We start from the raw sequence: 14,364 nt of genomic DNA on the forward strand, positions 1-14,364 counted from the left end.
ATGGCGTCCTTGTCGCGAATGGCGTCGAGGCCGTCGGCGGGCATCATCACGCCGTGCTGGCGGTAGTAGTCGGCGCCCCAGTCGAAATCCTCGAACTCGAACGCGAAGCGTTGCGTGGTTTTCGCCAGCGCCTGGAGCACTTCCTTGCCCGCGGGCACGACTTCCTTGCCGATGCCGTCGCCGGGAATGGTTGCGATGCGATAGGTCTTCATGTCTCCGATCCTTGAAAGTGTGGCGAGTGTGGCCTCACTTTACCCATCTCCGGGTTCAAAAACCGGTGCTAGACTCAAAGCATCATTAACTTGAATTCACAAGTGGCAACCGTGACCGATACCGTGCAACCCGCCGATCTGGGCTTCTTTTCGACGCTGGCTTCCTCGGGCAGCCTGAGCGCCGCCGCGCGCGAGCTGGGCCTCACGCCGGCTGCCGTGAGCAAGCGGCTCGCGCAAATGGAGGAGCGCGCGGGCGTGCCGCTCGTCAACCGCACCACGCGCCGCATGATGCTCACGCCCGAAGGCGAGGTGTATCTGGAGCACGCGCGCCGCATTCTCGACGAGATCGACGAACTGGGCGAACTGCTGGGCGGCGCGAAAAAGCACCCCAAAGGGCTCCTGCGCGTGAACGCGACGCTGGGTTTCGGGCGCAGCCATATCGGCCCGGCGCTTTCGCGCTTCGTCGTGCAGTATCCGCAGGTCGCCGTGCAGCTTCAGCTTTCGGTCATGCCGCCGCCGCTCACCGACGACTCCTACGATGTCTGCGTCCGCTTTGGCGAGCCGCCCGACGCGCGCGTGATCGCCAGGCGCCTCGCGCCGAACCGGCGGCTGCTCTGCGCCTCGCCCGCGTATCTCGCGAGCCGGGGCGCGCCCGCCACGCCGCACGATCTCGTGAAGCACAACTGCATCAGCATTCGCCAGGGCGACGAGGCCTATGGCGTGTGGCGGCTGTCGAGCGAGCGCGGCAACGCGCGCAAGGCCGAGCCCGTGCGCATCAACGGCAACCTCACGACGAACGACGGCGAGATCGCCGTGAAGTGGGCGCTGGACGGCCACGGCATCCTGATGCGCGCCGAATGGGACATCAACGAATATCTGGCCGATGGGCGGCTCGTCGTCGTGCTGCCCGACTATGAAACGCCGGGCGCGGACATCTACGCCGTCTATGCGCAGCGGCACCAGCTTTCCACGCGCATTCGCGCGTTCGTCGACTTTCTGGCGGCGGAACTGGGCAAGTCGCAGCGTTATCAGACTTTGCGCGGCGTTTGAACTTTCATGGGTGCGCGGGAGCACGGACCTTGCCGTCCACGAGCAACGTGCGCTTGTCGGGCGTCACGTCGTACTCCACCGTTTGCGTCGGCGTGACGGCGCCATAGGACACGCCGTTGACGTAAATCGCGTCGTGCTTCAGTTCGACCACGTCGCCTTGCACGCGCGCCGTTGTCGGCTCGCCTTTGAGCACGGCGCCCGCGCAACCGCGCGAAGCGTAGGTGTGGACCGAGGTGCCGGGCTCGGCAGCGTTGCCGTTGTCGTCCGGATAGGCGAACTGCGGAATGAACGGGCCCTTGCTCGAAGCACTTGTCGCGTTGCACGGCGACCCATTCGTGCCGCCTGCGACGTGGGCGCTCGTGCAAGCGATCAGGCAACCGGCCAGTGCCGCAAGCGCGGGCCGCACAAAGTGATCGATGCGGGTGTCGATACGGGTTTCGTTGCGGACGTCGATGCTGATATCCATCATGTCGTGAGCTCCCTCGAATGGAAGTCGAACGCATGGATCTCCGGCCGCGCGCGCGTCAACGCTTGAACATGACGCTCGCGGTTGCGGGGGCGATGGGAGAGGACGTGTGCTGGTGGGTGATTGTCCAGCCGTCGCCGTGGCGTTTGAGCGTCATGGTCAGGCGGTTGTCCATCGAGCGCAGCGTCACGCCCTCGGTATTCACGGCCTTGAACGACACGAAGGCGTGAATGACGGCGAGGTCCGCGGCGACGACCGTCTGCACGTCGCTGAAATCCACGACAACGCGCTCGTCGCCCAGCGAGCCGAACCAGCCCGCCACCATGTCGCGCCAGGGCGCTACGCCGTCATAGGACCACACGCCCCACATGTCGAATACGCGCATGTCCGGGGCGTACAGCGCGACGAACCTGTCGACATCCTTGGCCAGCACCGCGGCCTTGTAGTCGGTCAGGACGTCGCCCAAGGCCTGATTCAAGGCCTGCTGGCCAGCATCATCGGGACTCTCCACTGCATCACCTCCTGCGTCATTCAGTCGTCGCAAGACACCTCTTTTTTCGGCGCGACGATGATCACCGGGTACGTGCCCCGGTCGAGTTCCACGCGCACGACCACGGCGGTGGTGGTGGCGTCGCTATCGTCGTACACGCTGACTTTCTCGTTCTTCAGCAGCGTCACGCCCACGCAGTTGGAAGCGTGGCTTCCGTCGTCGGCGACCTTGCATTGGATCTCGTTGTCCTTGATGTAGCGAATCCTGTCCCTCTCCGGCGTCGCCAGATAGTCGCGCACGCTTTGCGGCGAACCGGCGATGCCCGTGACGTAACCGACGGCGCAGTCGCGCTGCGCGCCCGGATCGGCGGAGGACGCTTGTGCGATCGCGGGCATGGCCGCGAGCGCTGCGATGGCGAAGAGAGGGGAGAGGACTGAGAGTGATGCGCGCGTCATGGTTTTGCTTGTGCGGCGAAAGGGAAGGGGCAATTCTAACGCTTCATCGTAATCCGCTAAGATCGACGCCGAATCCGCCTATCGTGGCAATTTCCGCAGCAATTACCGAGCCCAACACGCAATGGACCGCATCGACGCCATGAAGGTATTCGTCGCCACGCTCGACGAGGGGAGCCTGGCGGGCGCGGGCCGGCGTCTGGGCCGCTCGCCCGCGGCGGTGAGCCGGGCCATTGCGTTTCTCGAGGCGCACACCGGCACGCCGCTCCTGCACCGCACCACGCGCACGATCCGGCTGAGCGAGGCGGGCGAGCGCTATGCGCTGGCGTGCCGCCGCATCCTCGCCGATCTTGAGGAAGCCGACCTGCTGGCCGCCGACGAGCGCTCGGCGCCGCGCGGCCTGCTGGGCGTGACGGCGGCGGTGGCCGTGGGCGAGGAGGTGCTGCGCCCGCTGGTCGACGAGTTCATCGACCGTCATCCCGAGGTGTCGATCCGCCTGCACCTGCTCGACCGGCCCGTGAGCCTCGTCGACGAGGGCATCGATGTGGCCTTGCGCATCGCGCATTTGCAGGACTCGACGCTCGTCGCCATTCCGGTGGGCGAGGTGCGGCGCGTGGTGGCCGCTGCGCCCGCTTATCTGGCCACGCGCCCGGCCATTCGCTCGCCCGCCGATCTCGCGAGCCACCCGATCATTTCGATGACGCACTTCGGGCTCGACGCCTGGAGCTTTCCGGCGGCTCGCCCGACGGCGCTGCCGCAGGTCGTGCAGTTCACGCCGCGCTTCATCGTCAATACGATCCGCGCCGCGCTCGCCTCGGCCGTGGCGGGGCATGGCGTGACGCGCCTCTTTTCCTATCACGTGGCCGCGGCGGTCGAATCCGGCGCGCTGCGCATCGTGCTGCGCGACAACGAGCATGCGCCGCTGCCCGTGAATCTCGTGACGCCGCACGGCCGGCTTTCGGTGCCGAAGGTGCGCAGTTTCGTGGATTTCGCGGCGCCCCGGCTGCGCGAGTATTTCGAGCGGACCCGCCGCATCACCGACGCCGACTGAGCGCGATCCCGAGCGTCATTCAACCGGCGTGCGGAAGAATGACTTACGCGCGTCGGCGATTCTCTCGCCGCGCGAGCCAACCTAGACTGACTCCCACATGCCACGGGTGCGTTCGCACCGGTTTCGGGGAGTTGTCATGCAGCAAGCCGTCCCGCTTCCGGTTGTGCCAACCGCCCGCAACGCCGGGCGAGGCGCGTCGATGCGCCTTGTCGATCTTCTTTTCGCGACGAGGGCCAAATGAACTCCACGGTTTCTTCTTCCGCACGCGCGCTCAGGCAAGCGCCGGGGCAGCCGCGCGGCTACGCCGAGCGCAACGTGCAGTACTGGCGGCGCAACCTCGTGGTCTGCGTGTTCGGCTCCTTCACGACGCTCGTGAGCCTGAGCATGCTGCTGCCCTTCCTGCCGCTCTATGTGCGCCAGCTCGGCGTGAGCGCGCAGTCGGCCGTGATCCAGTGGTCGGGCGTCGCGTTTGGCGCGACCTTCCTCGGCACGGCGCTCACCGCGCCGCTCTGGGGGCGCCTTGCCGACCGCTATGGCCGCAAGCCCATGCTCGTGCGCGCGGCAATCGGCATGGCCGTGGTGATGTCCCTCATCGGCGTGGCGCACAATGTGTATGAGCTCGTTGCGCTGCGCCTGATCGCCGGCCTCGTGGGTGGCTACGCGTCGGCTTCCACGGTGATGGTCGGCACCCAGGCGCCGCGCGAGCGCGCGGGCTGGGCGCTCGGCATCCTTTCCACGGGCGCGCTGGCGGGCAACCTCGTCGGGCCGCTGGTGGGCGGCGTGCTGCCCGACTGGATCGGCATTCGCGGCACGTTCTTCGCGGGCGGCGCGATGATCGCCGTGGCGGCGCTCCTGACCATCCTGGTCGTGAAGGAGGAATTCCACCCGGCGAGCGACGCGAAAGCGCGCGCGGGCGGCGCGGCGGGCGCGCGCGCACCCGTGCATCGGGTCAACTACGCGGTCGTGGCGGCGCTGCTCGTCACGGCGATGATGGTGCTGCTCGCCAACATGTCGATCGAGCCGATCATCACGGTGTATATCGGCGGGCTTGGCGTGGATGCGGCGCACCTCGCGCGCGTGGCGGGCGTGGTCATGGCATGCTCGGCGCTCGGCAGCATGCTCACGGCGGCGCGTCTTGGGGCGCTGGCCGACCGGTTCGGAAGCTGGCGCGTGATCGTCGTCTGCCTCGTGCTCACGGGGCTCGCGATGGTGCCGCAAGCCTTCGTCACGCACTGGTGGCAGCTCGCGGGCTTGCGCGTGGTGATGGGCATGACGCTCGCGGGCCTCTTGCCTTCCATCGGCAAGCTCGCGCGGCAGTCGGTGGACGAAAGCAGGACGGGCAGCATGCTCGGCTACCTGCAATCGGCGCAATTCAGCGGCCAGGTGGTAGGCCCGGTGATCGGCGGTGTGATTGGCGTTCATCTCGGCCTGCACGCCGTGTTCTTCGTGACCGGCGCGCTCCTGATCGCTTGCGGCGCACTCGCGCACTGGGCGCCGCGCCGCGCTCAAGCGTTGCCTCGCGGCTGATCGGGAAGCCGACAAGCCGGCAGGCGCCTGTTACTCGAAGGTATGCGGAGGGAAAGCAACATGAGCACTCAAACGGACGATCGGGCGCTGCTGCGCTCGCTCGGCATCCAGAAGCCGATCATCCAGGCGCCCATGGCGGGCGTCACCACGCCGGCGCTGGCCGCCGCCGTGTCGAACGCGGGCGCGCTCGGCTCGCTGGGCGTGGCCGCGATGAACGCGGAGAACGCGCGCAAGGCGATCCATCAGACGCGCGAACTCACCGCGAAGCCTTTCAACATCAATGTGTTCTGCCATCGTCCGGCCACGGCCGACGCGGCTGTCGAGCGCGCGTGGCTGGAATGGCTTGCGCCCGTGTTCGAGCAATACGGCGCGACGCCGCCGCAGACGCTCTCGGAGATCTACACGAGCTTCGTCGTGGACAAGTCCATGCAGGCGATGCTGCTCGAAGAGAAGCCGGCCGTCGTGAGCTTTCATTTCGGCCTGCCGCCCGATGCGGTGATCGCCGAACTGAAGCACGCGGGCATGCGTTTGCTTGCGAGCGCAACGAATCTCGACGAAGCGGCTGCGGCGGTCGAGGCGGGCGTGGATGCGATCGTGGCGCAGGGCATCGAGGCGGGCGGTCATCGCGGCGTGTTCGACACGACCACGCGCGACGATCGCCTTGGCACCTTCGCGCTCACGCGCCTGCTCGCAAGCGAGTTCGACGTGCCCGTGATCGCGGCGGGCGGCATCATGGACGGCGCGGGCATTGCCGCCGCGCTTGCGCTCGGCGCGCAGGCCGCGCAACTGGGCACGGCGTTCGTGGCCTGCCCGGAGACCGCGATCGACGAGGGCTACCGCAGCGCGCTGCTCGGCGATGCGGCGCGTCATACCGCGTTCACCGCGGCCATCTCGGGGCGGCTTGCGCGCAGTATCGTCAACCGTTTCACCACGCTCGGCGAGGACCCGAAAGCGCCGCGCACGCCGTCCTATCCGATCACCTACGACGCGGGCAAGGCCCTGAATGCCGCCGCGAAGGCCAAGGGCGAATTCGGCTACGGCGCGCAATGGGCGGGGCAGGCCGCGGCGCTCGCGCGCGCGTTGCCCGCCGCCGAACTGGTGGCGCAACTGGAGCGCGAAACGCGCGAGCGCATCGAACGGCTGCAATCCGTGTGGGGCTGAGCGCGCTGCACCTGGATTGAGAGGGCTGCACACGTGAATGAAACATCGGCGCGCGCGCCGATGTTTCGTTTCATCCGGAGAAAGGCGAATTCAGGCGGGCAGGATCTGCGCGATCACCACGAGTTCGACGGCGAGATTCGCGGGCAATTGCGAATGCGAGAACGCGGAGCGCGCGTGGCCGGCTTTTTCGCCGAGCACGGCGGCGAAGAGATCCGAGGCGGCGTCGAGCACGACAGGCTGCGCAAGGAAACCCTCGGCGCTGCTCACGTGGCCCTCCACGCGCACGATGTGATGCAGGCGCTCGAAGCCGCCCAGGTGACGCTTGATCTGCGCGAGCACGTTCAAGGCGGTGAGCTGCGCGGCCTGCTGGCCTTCTTCGAGCGTGAGCTCGGCGCCCACGCGCCCGCTCCAGCGCAGCTTGCCGTCGGCTAGCGGTCCCTGGCCGGAGATGAAAAGCAGATTGCCCGCCTCGGAAACGGCGGAGTAATTGCCGAGCGGTTGCGGCGCGGCGGGCAGGGTGAGGCCGAGATCGGCGAGCTTTTGTTCGACGGACATGCGGTTCTCCTTGAATGGTGACGGCGCGGCGCGCGGTGCGCCTCATGCCTGATGCACACTCTAAGCAGGCGCGCGAGGACGGTAAATATCAGCGGCACACATCACTCGCTACACCGTGTAACGAATCGCGCGGCGCGGGCTCGCCCCACCGTGTAGCCTTCGGGAAAGCGCTTGAAAATACGGGCAAACGCGCATGCAACGCAAATTCGACGATCTGCTGCTAGGCAGCATTGAACTGTTCTGCCAGGCGGCCGAACTGGGCAGCTTCACGCTGGCGGCCAATGCCGCGAGCGTCACGCCGGCCGCCGTGAGCCGGTCGGTGGCGCGGCTCGAAGAACGGCTTGGCGTGCGTCTGTTCGTGCGCACCACGCGCCAGATCCGCCTGACCGATGCGGGGCGGCGCTACTTCGAACAATGCCGCCAGGCGCTCTCCCAGCTCGTGGACGCCGAGCGCGAAGTCACGGGCGAGCAGACCACGCCAGCGGGCGTGCTGCGCATCAGCATGCCCACGCCCTATGGACACTACCGCGTGTTGCCGCTGCTGCCTGCGTTTCGAGAGCGCTATCCGCAGGTGCAGGTCGAGACGCACCTGAGCAACCGCAACATCGACTTCGCGGACGAAGGCTTCGACCTCGCGATACGCGGGCGTGCGCCGGCCGACTCCAGCCTCGTGGCGCGCAAGCTGGAGGACGCCGAAATGGTCGTGGTCGCGACGCCCGCGTATTTGAAACGTGCAGGCGTGCCGAAGACCGTGGCCGATTTGCAGGCGCACGAATGCATCCAGTTCGAGATGCCGAGCAGCGGCCGCAATGTGGCGTGGACCTTCGAAGGATTGAGCGAGGAAGGCGACGTTCCCACGCACGGAAGTTACGGAACATCCGGCGACGCCCTCGCGGGCGTGACGCTCGCGCGCGCGGGTGCGGGTCTTTTTCAGACTTACCGTTTCGTGGTGGAGGACGACTTGCGCGCGGGGCGCCTCGTGGAGGTGCTGCGCGAGTCGGGCGGCCGCACAAGGCCCTTTATTCTGCTTTACCCGCACGCACGCTATTTGACGTCGCGCGTGCGGGCTTTCGTCGATTTTCTCGTGGCGGAACTGGCGCCAGCGGTGGCCGCGCCCGCGCCCGTCCCACGCAAGCGCGCGCGATGAGCGGCGGGGCGCGAACGGAACGAGCGCCTCAGTGTCCCGCGCTCTGCCCGCCATCCACGTGCAGGATTTCGCCCGTCACGAACGGCGCCGAGTCGAGATAAAGGATGGCGTCGACGATATCGCTCATTTCGCCCATACGGCCCATGGGATGGAGCGCGGCCAGCGTCGCATGCGTTTCCTCCGCGTGCATCGGCGACTTGATGATGCCCGGCGACACGACATTCGCGCGAATGCCGGCGGCCGCATATTCAATGGCGAGCGACTTTGTCGCCGCATTCAGCCCGCCCTTGGTGAGCGAGGCGAGCACCGAAGGCACGTTGTGATTCGCCTGATCGGCGAGCGTGGTCGTAATGCTCACGACGTGGCCGCTGCCGTTCTTCTGCATCTGCTCGATGGCAAGCTGCGTGATGTGGAAAAAGCCGTTGAGATTCACGCTCGTGATCGCGGCATAGTCCTGCGGCGTGTATTGCGTGAAAGGCCTGGCGATGAAAATTCCCGCGTTGTTGACGAGCGTGTCCACGCGGCCAAAGCGCGTGACGGCGGCCTCGATCACGCGGCGCGCGGTGTCCGGCTCGCCGATGTCGCCCGCGACGCTCACGAGATTGGGATCGTCCGAGGGCGCGATCGAGCGCGAAGTCGCGACGACACGATGGCCGCGCGCGAGAAAGGCCTTGACGGTTTGCGCGCCGATGCCTTGCGACGCGCCGGTAACGATGACGACTTTCGAAGTGCTCATGATGTGACTCTCTGCATGTAGGGTTTCCGGCTCGGGTTTCGCTGCTGGCCGGTCGAATCGACGGACTCGATGGATGCAGACTGTAGGCGCATCCCGCTCGCTTTCGAACACCCACCATGGACAAAGAGTCTTGCGCCGCAAGAACAAATGCGCGGGGATGGATAGGGGAGCGTGGCGGGGCGCGAGCCGTAGGCGACTCATTCTCTGAGCGAATGAAACCCATTGATTGGCCCGGCTTATCGTGTTGATCGACATGCGCTTTCAGGCCGCGCGAATCAAGCGGACGCCAGGCGTTTTCCCTGACGACGCATCTGTAGAACACGGCATGTGATTCGTTCCATTGCCGCCGGCGCTTTCGACTTCACAACCGCGCCTTACATTGCGGCGTGATCCTGATGCCTCGACTGATGCAAAGCTGAAGCGCGGCATCTTGATGTGCCTTCGCATCAATTCATTCGCCGCAGCGCCATCTTTGCCGACGGATGGCTCCGATGTCGTGCTTTGCCATGAATGTGGCGACGCAGCACGCCATCGTTATTTACCGGTTTGGACCGCTTCTCAGAATCATTCTCAAATAATTGCGCGCAATTCAAACTTACTAAAAGCGATTCTCTTATTCACTGAATATTTTCCGCATCCATACAGCCATTCGCGTCTGGATATGGAAACCATCAATTTCTTTGCTGTGCATTATTACCGCGCCTTCCTCATCCTTACGTCCAGATCGAAGCGCCGCAACGGCGCCGCTTCAACGATTGCGTCAATCACTCAAGCGTTGATCCACCTGTTCTGCCGCTCAAAGGAGCCGACTGATGAAAAAGACGTTGTTGGGTTTTCTTGTCGTGACGACGGCCGTCATCGCCGGATGCGGAGGAGGCGACAACTCCGGCTCCGACCCGGCTTCGTCCACGCCGCCCAATTCCAGGCTGCTCGCGAATATCGCCGTGCCCAATGCGTCGAGCCCCGCTTTCAGCTTCGATATCGGCTATGTGGAAGCGGGCAGGTACTATCTCTCCGATCGCAACAACAAGTCCGTGGATGTCGTCGATACGAAATCGAACACGCTGCTCGCGCAGATTCCGGGCGGCTTTACGGGGGCGGGAGCGAGCACGGACGCGTCCGGGCCGGATGGCATCGTGGGCGTGACCGGGACCAATACGCTCTATGTCGGCGACGTGGATTCCGTCAAGATCGTCGATACCTCCGCCATGAAAACGGTCAAGACGCTTGCCATCAGCACGTCGGGTTCGCGCGTGGACGAAGGCTGCTACGACCCCGACGACCATCTCGTCATGTTCGCAAGCCCCGGCGATTCGCCGCCGTACGTGACCTTCATCTCGACCACGACGCAAGCAGTCGTATCGAAGCTCGTCTTTAGCGGCTCGTCCGGTCTGGAAGCCTGCACGTACGACCCGGCTTCGAAGAACTTCCTGATCAACAACGACGGAACCACCGCGAACCCGGACGGCCAGCTTGACGTCATTCCCGCGAGTTCCGTTACGTCGGGCGCGCCGGCGGTGAGCAAATCGTTTGCGCTCGGCAAATGCGGGCCTGCGGGCATCGCGCTCGGTCCCAACAGCGACGTGCTGATCGGCTGCGATCCGCCCGCGGGCAGCCCGCTCATCACGCAGGTCCTCGATCGCAACACGGGCGCGCTGCTGGCGTCGGTGCCATTCGGCGGCGTCGACCAGGTGGCTTACGACGCGGCGTCGAACCGCTACTTCCTCCCCGCGCGCCATTACGTGACGAGCGGCACGGCCGCCTCGTCGGGCTTCACGCCGGAGATGGGCGTGATCGACGGCGCCTCGCGCAAGCTGCTCTATACCGTCGCGGTGGGAACGGGCGCGCACTCGGTCGCCATCGACAGCAACCTGGGGCAGGTCTACGTGCCGTACCAGCCGGGCGCGGCGGCGTTCCCGAACGGCGGGATATCCGTGTTCGCGACGAAGTAGTTGCGCCGGCAACGGCTTTCATCGCGCGAGATTTACCGCGATGCGGTGCGATGGGAGAGCGGCGGACGCGAAGCGCGTCCGCCGGCCGCTTTCAGGCGCTTCCCGCAAACGCGACCTTGAAGGTTGCGACGGCATTGCGCAATTGCGTCGCCTGGTCGCTCATCGACTGCGCCGCCGCGGTCGCCTCTTCGACCAGCGCGGCATTCTGCTGCGTGAGCTGGTCCATTTGAACGACGGCCTGGTTCACCTGTTCGATGCCCGTGTGCTGTTCGCCGGAGGCCGCCGCGATCTCGCCCATGAGCTGAGTCACACGCTGCACGGACCGCACGACCTCGTCGATCGTCTGTCCGGCCTCGTCCACGAGCCGGGTGCCGGTGCTGACCCTTTCGACCGAGACGGTGATCAGTTCCTTGATCTCCTTCGCCGCTCCCGCGCTGCGCTGCGCGAGCGAGCGCACCTCCGCCGCGACCACGGCGAATCCGCGCCCCTGCTCGCCGGCCCGCGCCGCTTCGACCGCGGCGTTCAGCGCCAGGATATTGGTCTGAAACGCGATTCCCTCGATCACGTTGATGATCTCCGAAACCTTGGTCGAGCTATCGGAGATCTCCTGCATGGTCTCGACCACGCGGCCCACGGCCGCGCCGCCGCGCGTGGCGATTTCCGATGCATTGATGGCGAGCGCATTGCCCTGTTTCGCGCTCTGCGCGTTCTGGCGGACCGTGGCCGTCAACTGCTCCATGCTCGAAGCGGTTTCCTCGAGTGATGCCGCTTGTTCCTCGGTGCGCGTGCTGAGATCCGCGCTGCCCGTTGCGACCTGCGCCGACCCTGTGACGATGCTTTCGCTGCCCGCCCGCACGTGACCGATGAGGTTGGCGAGGTTCGCATTCATCTCCTTGAGCGCGCGCAGCAACTGGGCGGCCTCGTCGCGCCCCGCAACGTCGATCTGCGAGGTGAGGTCGCCGCGCGCGACCGTTTGCGCGACTGACACCGCCGCGCGCAACGGGCGGGTGATCGAACGCGTGATCACGATCGCGATGCCGACGCCGGTCAGCGCGGCGAGCGCCATCATCGCACCGGCCGCCGTTAATGCCGTTCGATAGGTGGCGGAGGCAAGCTCGCGCGCGCGTGTTGCCCCTTCGCTGTTCAGCCGCACGCTTTGCTCGATCAGATCGAGCGCGCTCTGGAACGTCTGGCCGGCCTTGCCGTTCGCAACGGCGCGCGCTTCGGAGAAGGCGGCCTCCGTGGCCGCGTCGGAGATATCGAGCACCTTGGCGTCGTGCGTCAGGTACTCGCTCCACGCTTGCTGAAAGCGCTCAAAGAGTTGCGCTTCCTCCGCCGACACGATGTGCTTCTGATACGCCTGCATCGCGCGTTCGAGCCTGGCAAGCGAGTCGTCGTGCTGGGCGCGCTGCGACTGCCGCGCGGCGAGATTGGGCTCCATCGCCAGACGCAGTGACGTGCGGCGTATGCCATTGGCATAGGCGCGTATGTCGCCGAGTGTTTGCACGCCGGGCAACCAGTCGTCTGCAATCTTGACGGTTCCCTCGCTGTAAATTCGCGAGGACTGATAGGTCGCAAACACACCGGTCAGGCACAGCAGAATGACGAGGACACCGAAGCCCGCACCAAGACGCATGCCGATGCTGATGTTATGGAGAGTGTGATTCATGGGTATGGTCCTCCGCGCAACGTTTTGAAGACTGCAACTGATGTCTCGAGTCAGGATCGACACAGCAAAGAAAAGGCCGAGCGAATGACTGTCATTAACGGCCGACATTTCAAATGTCTTAACCCTGCTTTACAACATCAAACGTTTGCGCGTGACAAGCCTCGGGATACCACTGAAAAAGCGGAGGGAATAGGCGAAGCGCTCGATCGTTTACGCAGAACGCGAGTCGCGCGAGGCATTGCGCGTGCACTGACCGTACGACCCGTTGCCATTGCCTGGGTTGTTCGCTGTGTTGATGTGGTTCGTGCTCTCCGGGCACGAAGGAGGTGTCAGATGGAAGCGTCGCGTTCGTTGTCTGCATTTAGTTCATACACTGGCCTGCCGGGTCGGGAGATCGGCACACGTCCTTCCAGATTCATGCGCCATGTGGCGTATGGAGCCGCGCTTTTCGCCTTGTCGCTGGCGAGCGCGCGGGCCGACGATCTTGCGCCGATCCTGCCGCCGTCGTCCGTGACGTCTTCGACGATACCGGCCAACGGCGATCTCAATCCTTATGGCATTGCGTTCGTGCCCGCGGGCGTGCCCTCGTGGAGTGCGCTCAAGCCAGGCGACGTCGTGGTCTCCAATTTCAACGCGAAATCGAACCTGCAAGGCACCGGCACGACCATCGTCAAGATCGTTCCCAACGCCACGCCTGTGACCTTCTTCGAAGGGCATAACCTCGGTCTCACAACGGCACTCGCCGTGCTCAGAAGCGGTGTGGTGCTGGTGGGCAACGTCCCGACCAAGGACGGCAAGACCGTCATTGCGCCGGGATCGCTCCTGGTCATCAACGCGCAGGGCCGCTTGATCAGGGAACTGAAAGATGCGCGATTGCTCGACGGCCCCTGGGATCTCGCCGTCATCGACGGCGGGCAATTCGCCAAAGTCTTCGTGTCGGACGTGCTGAACGGAACGGTTGCCCGGATCGATCTCGCTATCGGCGAAAATGGTGTAACGACGTTGCCGAGTTCGACGATCATCGCTTCGGGGTACGTGCACCGCACCGATCCGGCGGCGCTGGTGGTCGGCCCGACCGGGCTTGCCTACGATCCGCAGCATGATGTGCTTTATGTTGCCTCGACGGGCGACAACGCCGTGTTCGCCGTCTACGGCGCGGCTGGCGCGAATCATGACGGCGGCATGGGGAGGTTGATCTATCAGGACAGTACCCATCTCCATGGACCGCTTGCTCTTGCGCTTGCGCCCAACGGGCATCTGGTCACCGCGAACGGCGACGCCGTCAATGCCGATGCGCAGCAACCGAGTGAAATCGTCGAATTCACGGTGGATGGCCAATTCGTCGCAGAGATGTCCGTCGATTCCACGGCGGGCTCGGCATTCGGTCTCGCATTCGGCGTTGACGGCAAGGGTCATTCGGCATTTGCGGCGGTCGACGACAACACGAATACGGCGACGGTGTGGATGTTGCGAGCGAACGGTCCGTGAGATGGATGTCACGATCGCTTCGATCGGCGCAAATGATAAGGTATCCGAATGATAGGTGAGGGTCTGGGGGCTGCTGCTTGCCCTGGATGCCTTCGCGGTCCTCTCCGCCACGGACGACCGGGCGCGTGGCGGAGCGGGTGTGGCATTGTGCTTGCCGCCAGTGGTCAAGCCCGCGCGGATCCGGGCGGGCGGCACCTGCCGCCGCGATGAAGCGGCAGCGTTCTGCCCGAGGTCCTTGACGGTCCGCGTTTGATCGGCTATTTGCGCGTGGGTGGTGGCGGCGCGGCTGTGCGAAACCGGCTTGGCGGGCCCGGAAATTATTTTTCGATAATCGCTTGACGGGTGATTCAGCGACCTGCATAATTCGCCTCCTTCGCTGATCGCTGCGAACGAAAACGCAGCGATTAA

14 protein-coding genes are annotated in these 14,364 nt (G+C 65.2%); 7 read left to right on the top strand and 7 right to left on the bottom strand.

The genetic code is table 11. The features are described from left to right. Nucleotides 1-212 (bottom strand): isocitrate/isopropylmalate family dehydrogenase (locus C7401_RS43910; protein ID WP_258397484.1); only part of this gene is annotated, 212 nt, incomplete at its 3' end. Between the two features lie 111 nt (nt 213-323). Between C7401_RS43910 and C7401_RS43915 the strand changes: the two genes are divergently transcribed. Next, on the top strand, nt 324-1,262 hold the full coding sequence (locus C7401_RS43915; RefSeq protein WP_112178325.1) for a LysR family transcriptional regulator: 939 nt from the start codon (nt 324-326) through the stop codon (nt 1,260-1,262). 4 nt (nt 1,263-1,266) lie between these two features. Here C7401_RS43915 and C7401_RS45915 read toward each other — a convergent pair whose 3' ends face one another. From C7401_RS45915 to C7401_RS43930, 3 genes are read right to left on the bottom strand one after another with little or no spacing between them, the layout of a single operon-like run. Beyond that, complete coding sequence (locus tag C7401_RS45915; protein WP_258397485.1) at nt 1,267-1,731, bottom strand: sugar ABC transporter ATPase; 465 nt, start codon at nt 1,729-1,731, stop codon at nt 1,267-1,269. Between the two features lie 55 nt (nt 1,732-1,786). Further along, nucleotides 1,787-2,239 (bottom strand): YybH family protein, encoded by a 453-nt coding sequence (locus C7401_RS43925; RefSeq protein ID WP_258397486.1) that lies wholly within the window; start codon nt 2,237-2,239, stop codon nt 1,787-1,789. Between the two features lie 20 nt (nt 2,240-2,259). Next, on the bottom strand, nt 2,260-2,673 hold the full coding sequence (locus C7401_RS43930) for a hypothetical protein (protein ID WP_112178316.1): 414 nt from the start codon (nt 2,671-2,673) through the stop codon (nt 2,260-2,262). 121 nt (nt 2,674-2,794) lie between these two features. Here C7401_RS43930 and C7401_RS43935 point away from each other — a divergent pair, with 121 nt between their 5' ends. The 3 genes from C7401_RS43935 to C7401_RS43945 all read left to right on the top strand — a co-directional run bounded on the left by C7401_RS43935 (nt 2,795) and on the right by C7401_RS43945 (nt 6,409). Continuing rightward, nucleotides 2,795-3,721, top strand: coding sequence for a LysR family transcriptional regulator (locus C7401_RS43935; protein ID WP_112178317.1), 927 nt, complete (start codon nt 2,795-2,797; stop codon nt 3,719-3,721). Nucleotides 3,722-3,958: 237 nt separating this feature from the next. Further along, nucleotides 3,959-5,248: an MFS transporter gene (locus C7401_RS43940; RefSeq protein ID WP_112178318.1), complete on the top strand. Its 1,290-nt coding sequence runs from the start codon at nt 3,959-3,961 to the stop codon at nt 5,246-5,248. 60 nt (nt 5,249-5,308) lie between these two features. After that, nucleotides 5,309-6,409 (top strand): NAD(P)H-dependent flavin oxidoreductase, encoded by a 1,101-nt coding sequence (locus C7401_RS43945; protein ID WP_112178319.1) that lies wholly within the window; start codon nt 5,309-5,311, stop codon nt 6,407-6,409. 90 nt (nt 6,410-6,499) lie between these two features. On the opposite strand, the gene C7401_RS43950 is transcribed toward C7401_RS43945, so the two are convergent. Next, nucleotides 6,500-6,964, bottom strand: coding sequence for a RidA family protein (locus C7401_RS43950; protein ID WP_112178320.1), 465 nt, complete (start codon nt 6,962-6,964; stop codon nt 6,500-6,502). 193 nt (nt 6,965-7,157) lie between these two features. On the opposite strand from C7401_RS43950, the gene C7401_RS43955 reads away from it, so the two are divergent. After that, on the top strand, nt 7,158-8,111 hold the full coding sequence (locus tag C7401_RS43955) for a LysR family transcriptional regulator (RefSeq protein WP_112178321.1): 954 nt from the start codon (nt 7,158-7,160) through the stop codon (nt 8,109-8,111). 28 nt (nt 8,112-8,139) lie between these two features. Here C7401_RS43955 and C7401_RS43960 read toward each other — a convergent pair whose 3' ends face one another. After that, a complete protein-coding gene (locus C7401_RS43960; protein ID WP_112178322.1) occupies nt 8,140-8,847 on the bottom strand; it encodes an SDR family NAD(P)-dependent oxidoreductase in 708 nt (235 codons plus the stop codon). 812 nt (nt 8,848-9,659) lie between these two features. On the opposite strand from C7401_RS43960, the gene C7401_RS43965 reads away from it, so the two are divergent. Next, complete coding sequence (locus C7401_RS43965) at nt 9,660-10,799, top strand: YncE family protein (protein ID WP_112178323.1); 1,140 nt, start codon at nt 9,660-9,662, stop codon at nt 10,797-10,799. 91 nt (nt 10,800-10,890) lie between these two features. On the opposite strand, the gene C7401_RS43970 is transcribed toward C7401_RS43965, so the two are convergent. Continuing rightward, nucleotides 10,891-12,468 carry a methyl-accepting chemotaxis protein gene (locus tag C7401_RS43970; RefSeq protein ID WP_112178324.1) on the bottom strand — a complete coding sequence of 526 codons (1,578 nt, stop codon included), beginning with the start codon at nt 12,466-12,468 and terminating at the stop codon, nt 10,891-10,893. Nucleotides 12,469-12,885: 417 nt separating this feature from the next. Here C7401_RS43970 and C7401_RS43975 point away from each other — a divergent pair, with 417 nt between their 5' ends. Further along, entirely contained in the window at nt 12,886-13,956 is a 1,071-nt protein-coding gene (locus tag C7401_RS43975) for an NHL repeat-containing protein (protein ID WP_244315126.1), read from the top strand. Nucleotides 13,957-14,364: the final 408 nt, after the last annotated feature.

The sequence above is a fragment of the Paraburkholderia unamae genome (genome assembly GCF_003268775.1).
Lineage (GTDB): Bacteria > Pseudomonadota > Gammaproteobacteria > Burkholderiales > Burkholderiaceae > Paraburkholderia > Paraburkholderia unamae.

Bases quoted from the DNA above. Each gene is read 5' to 3' on its own strand.
- C7401_RS43965 (WP_112178323.1), top strand. From the start codon at position 9,660: ATGAAAAAGACGTTGTTGGGTTTTCTTGTCGTGACGACGGCCGTCATC.
- C7401_RS43960 (WP_112178322.1), bottom strand. From the start codon at position 8,847: ATGAGCACTTCGAAAGTCGTCATCGTTACCGGCGCGTCGCAAGGCATC.
- C7401_RS43970 (WP_112178324.1), bottom strand. From the start codon at position 12,468: ATGAATCACACTCTCCATAACATCAGCATCGGCATGCGTCTTGGTGCG.
- C7401_RS43955 (WP_112178321.1), top strand. From the start codon at position 7,158: ATGCAACGCAAATTCGACGATCTGCTGCTAGGCAGCATTGAACTGTTC.
- C7401_RS43975 (WP_244315126.1), top strand. From the start codon at position 12,886: ATGCGCCATGTGGCGTATGGAGCCGCGCTTTTCGCCTTGTCGCTGGCG.
- C7401_RS43940 (WP_112178318.1), top strand. From the start codon at position 3,959: ATGAACTCCACGGTTTCTTCTTCCGCACGCGCGCTCAGGCAAGCGCCG.
- C7401_RS43950 (WP_112178320.1), bottom strand. From the start codon at position 6,964: ATGTCCGTCGAACAAAAGCTCGCCGATCTCGGCCTCACCCTGCCCGCC.
- C7401_RS43930 (WP_112178316.1), bottom strand. From the start codon at position 2,673: ATGACGCGCGCATCACTCTCAGTCCTCTCCCCTCTCTTCGCCATCGCA.
- C7401_RS43935 (WP_112178317.1), top strand. From the start codon at position 2,795: ATGGACCGCATCGACGCCATGAAGGTATTCGTCGCCACGCTCGACGAG.
- C7401_RS43945 (WP_112178319.1), top strand. From the start codon at position 5,309: ATGAGCACTCAAACGGACGATCGGGCGCTGCTGCGCTCGCTCGGCATC.
- C7401_RS45915 (WP_258397485.1), bottom strand. From the start codon at position 1,731: ATGATGGATATCAGCATCGACGTCCGCAACGAAACCCGTATCGACACC.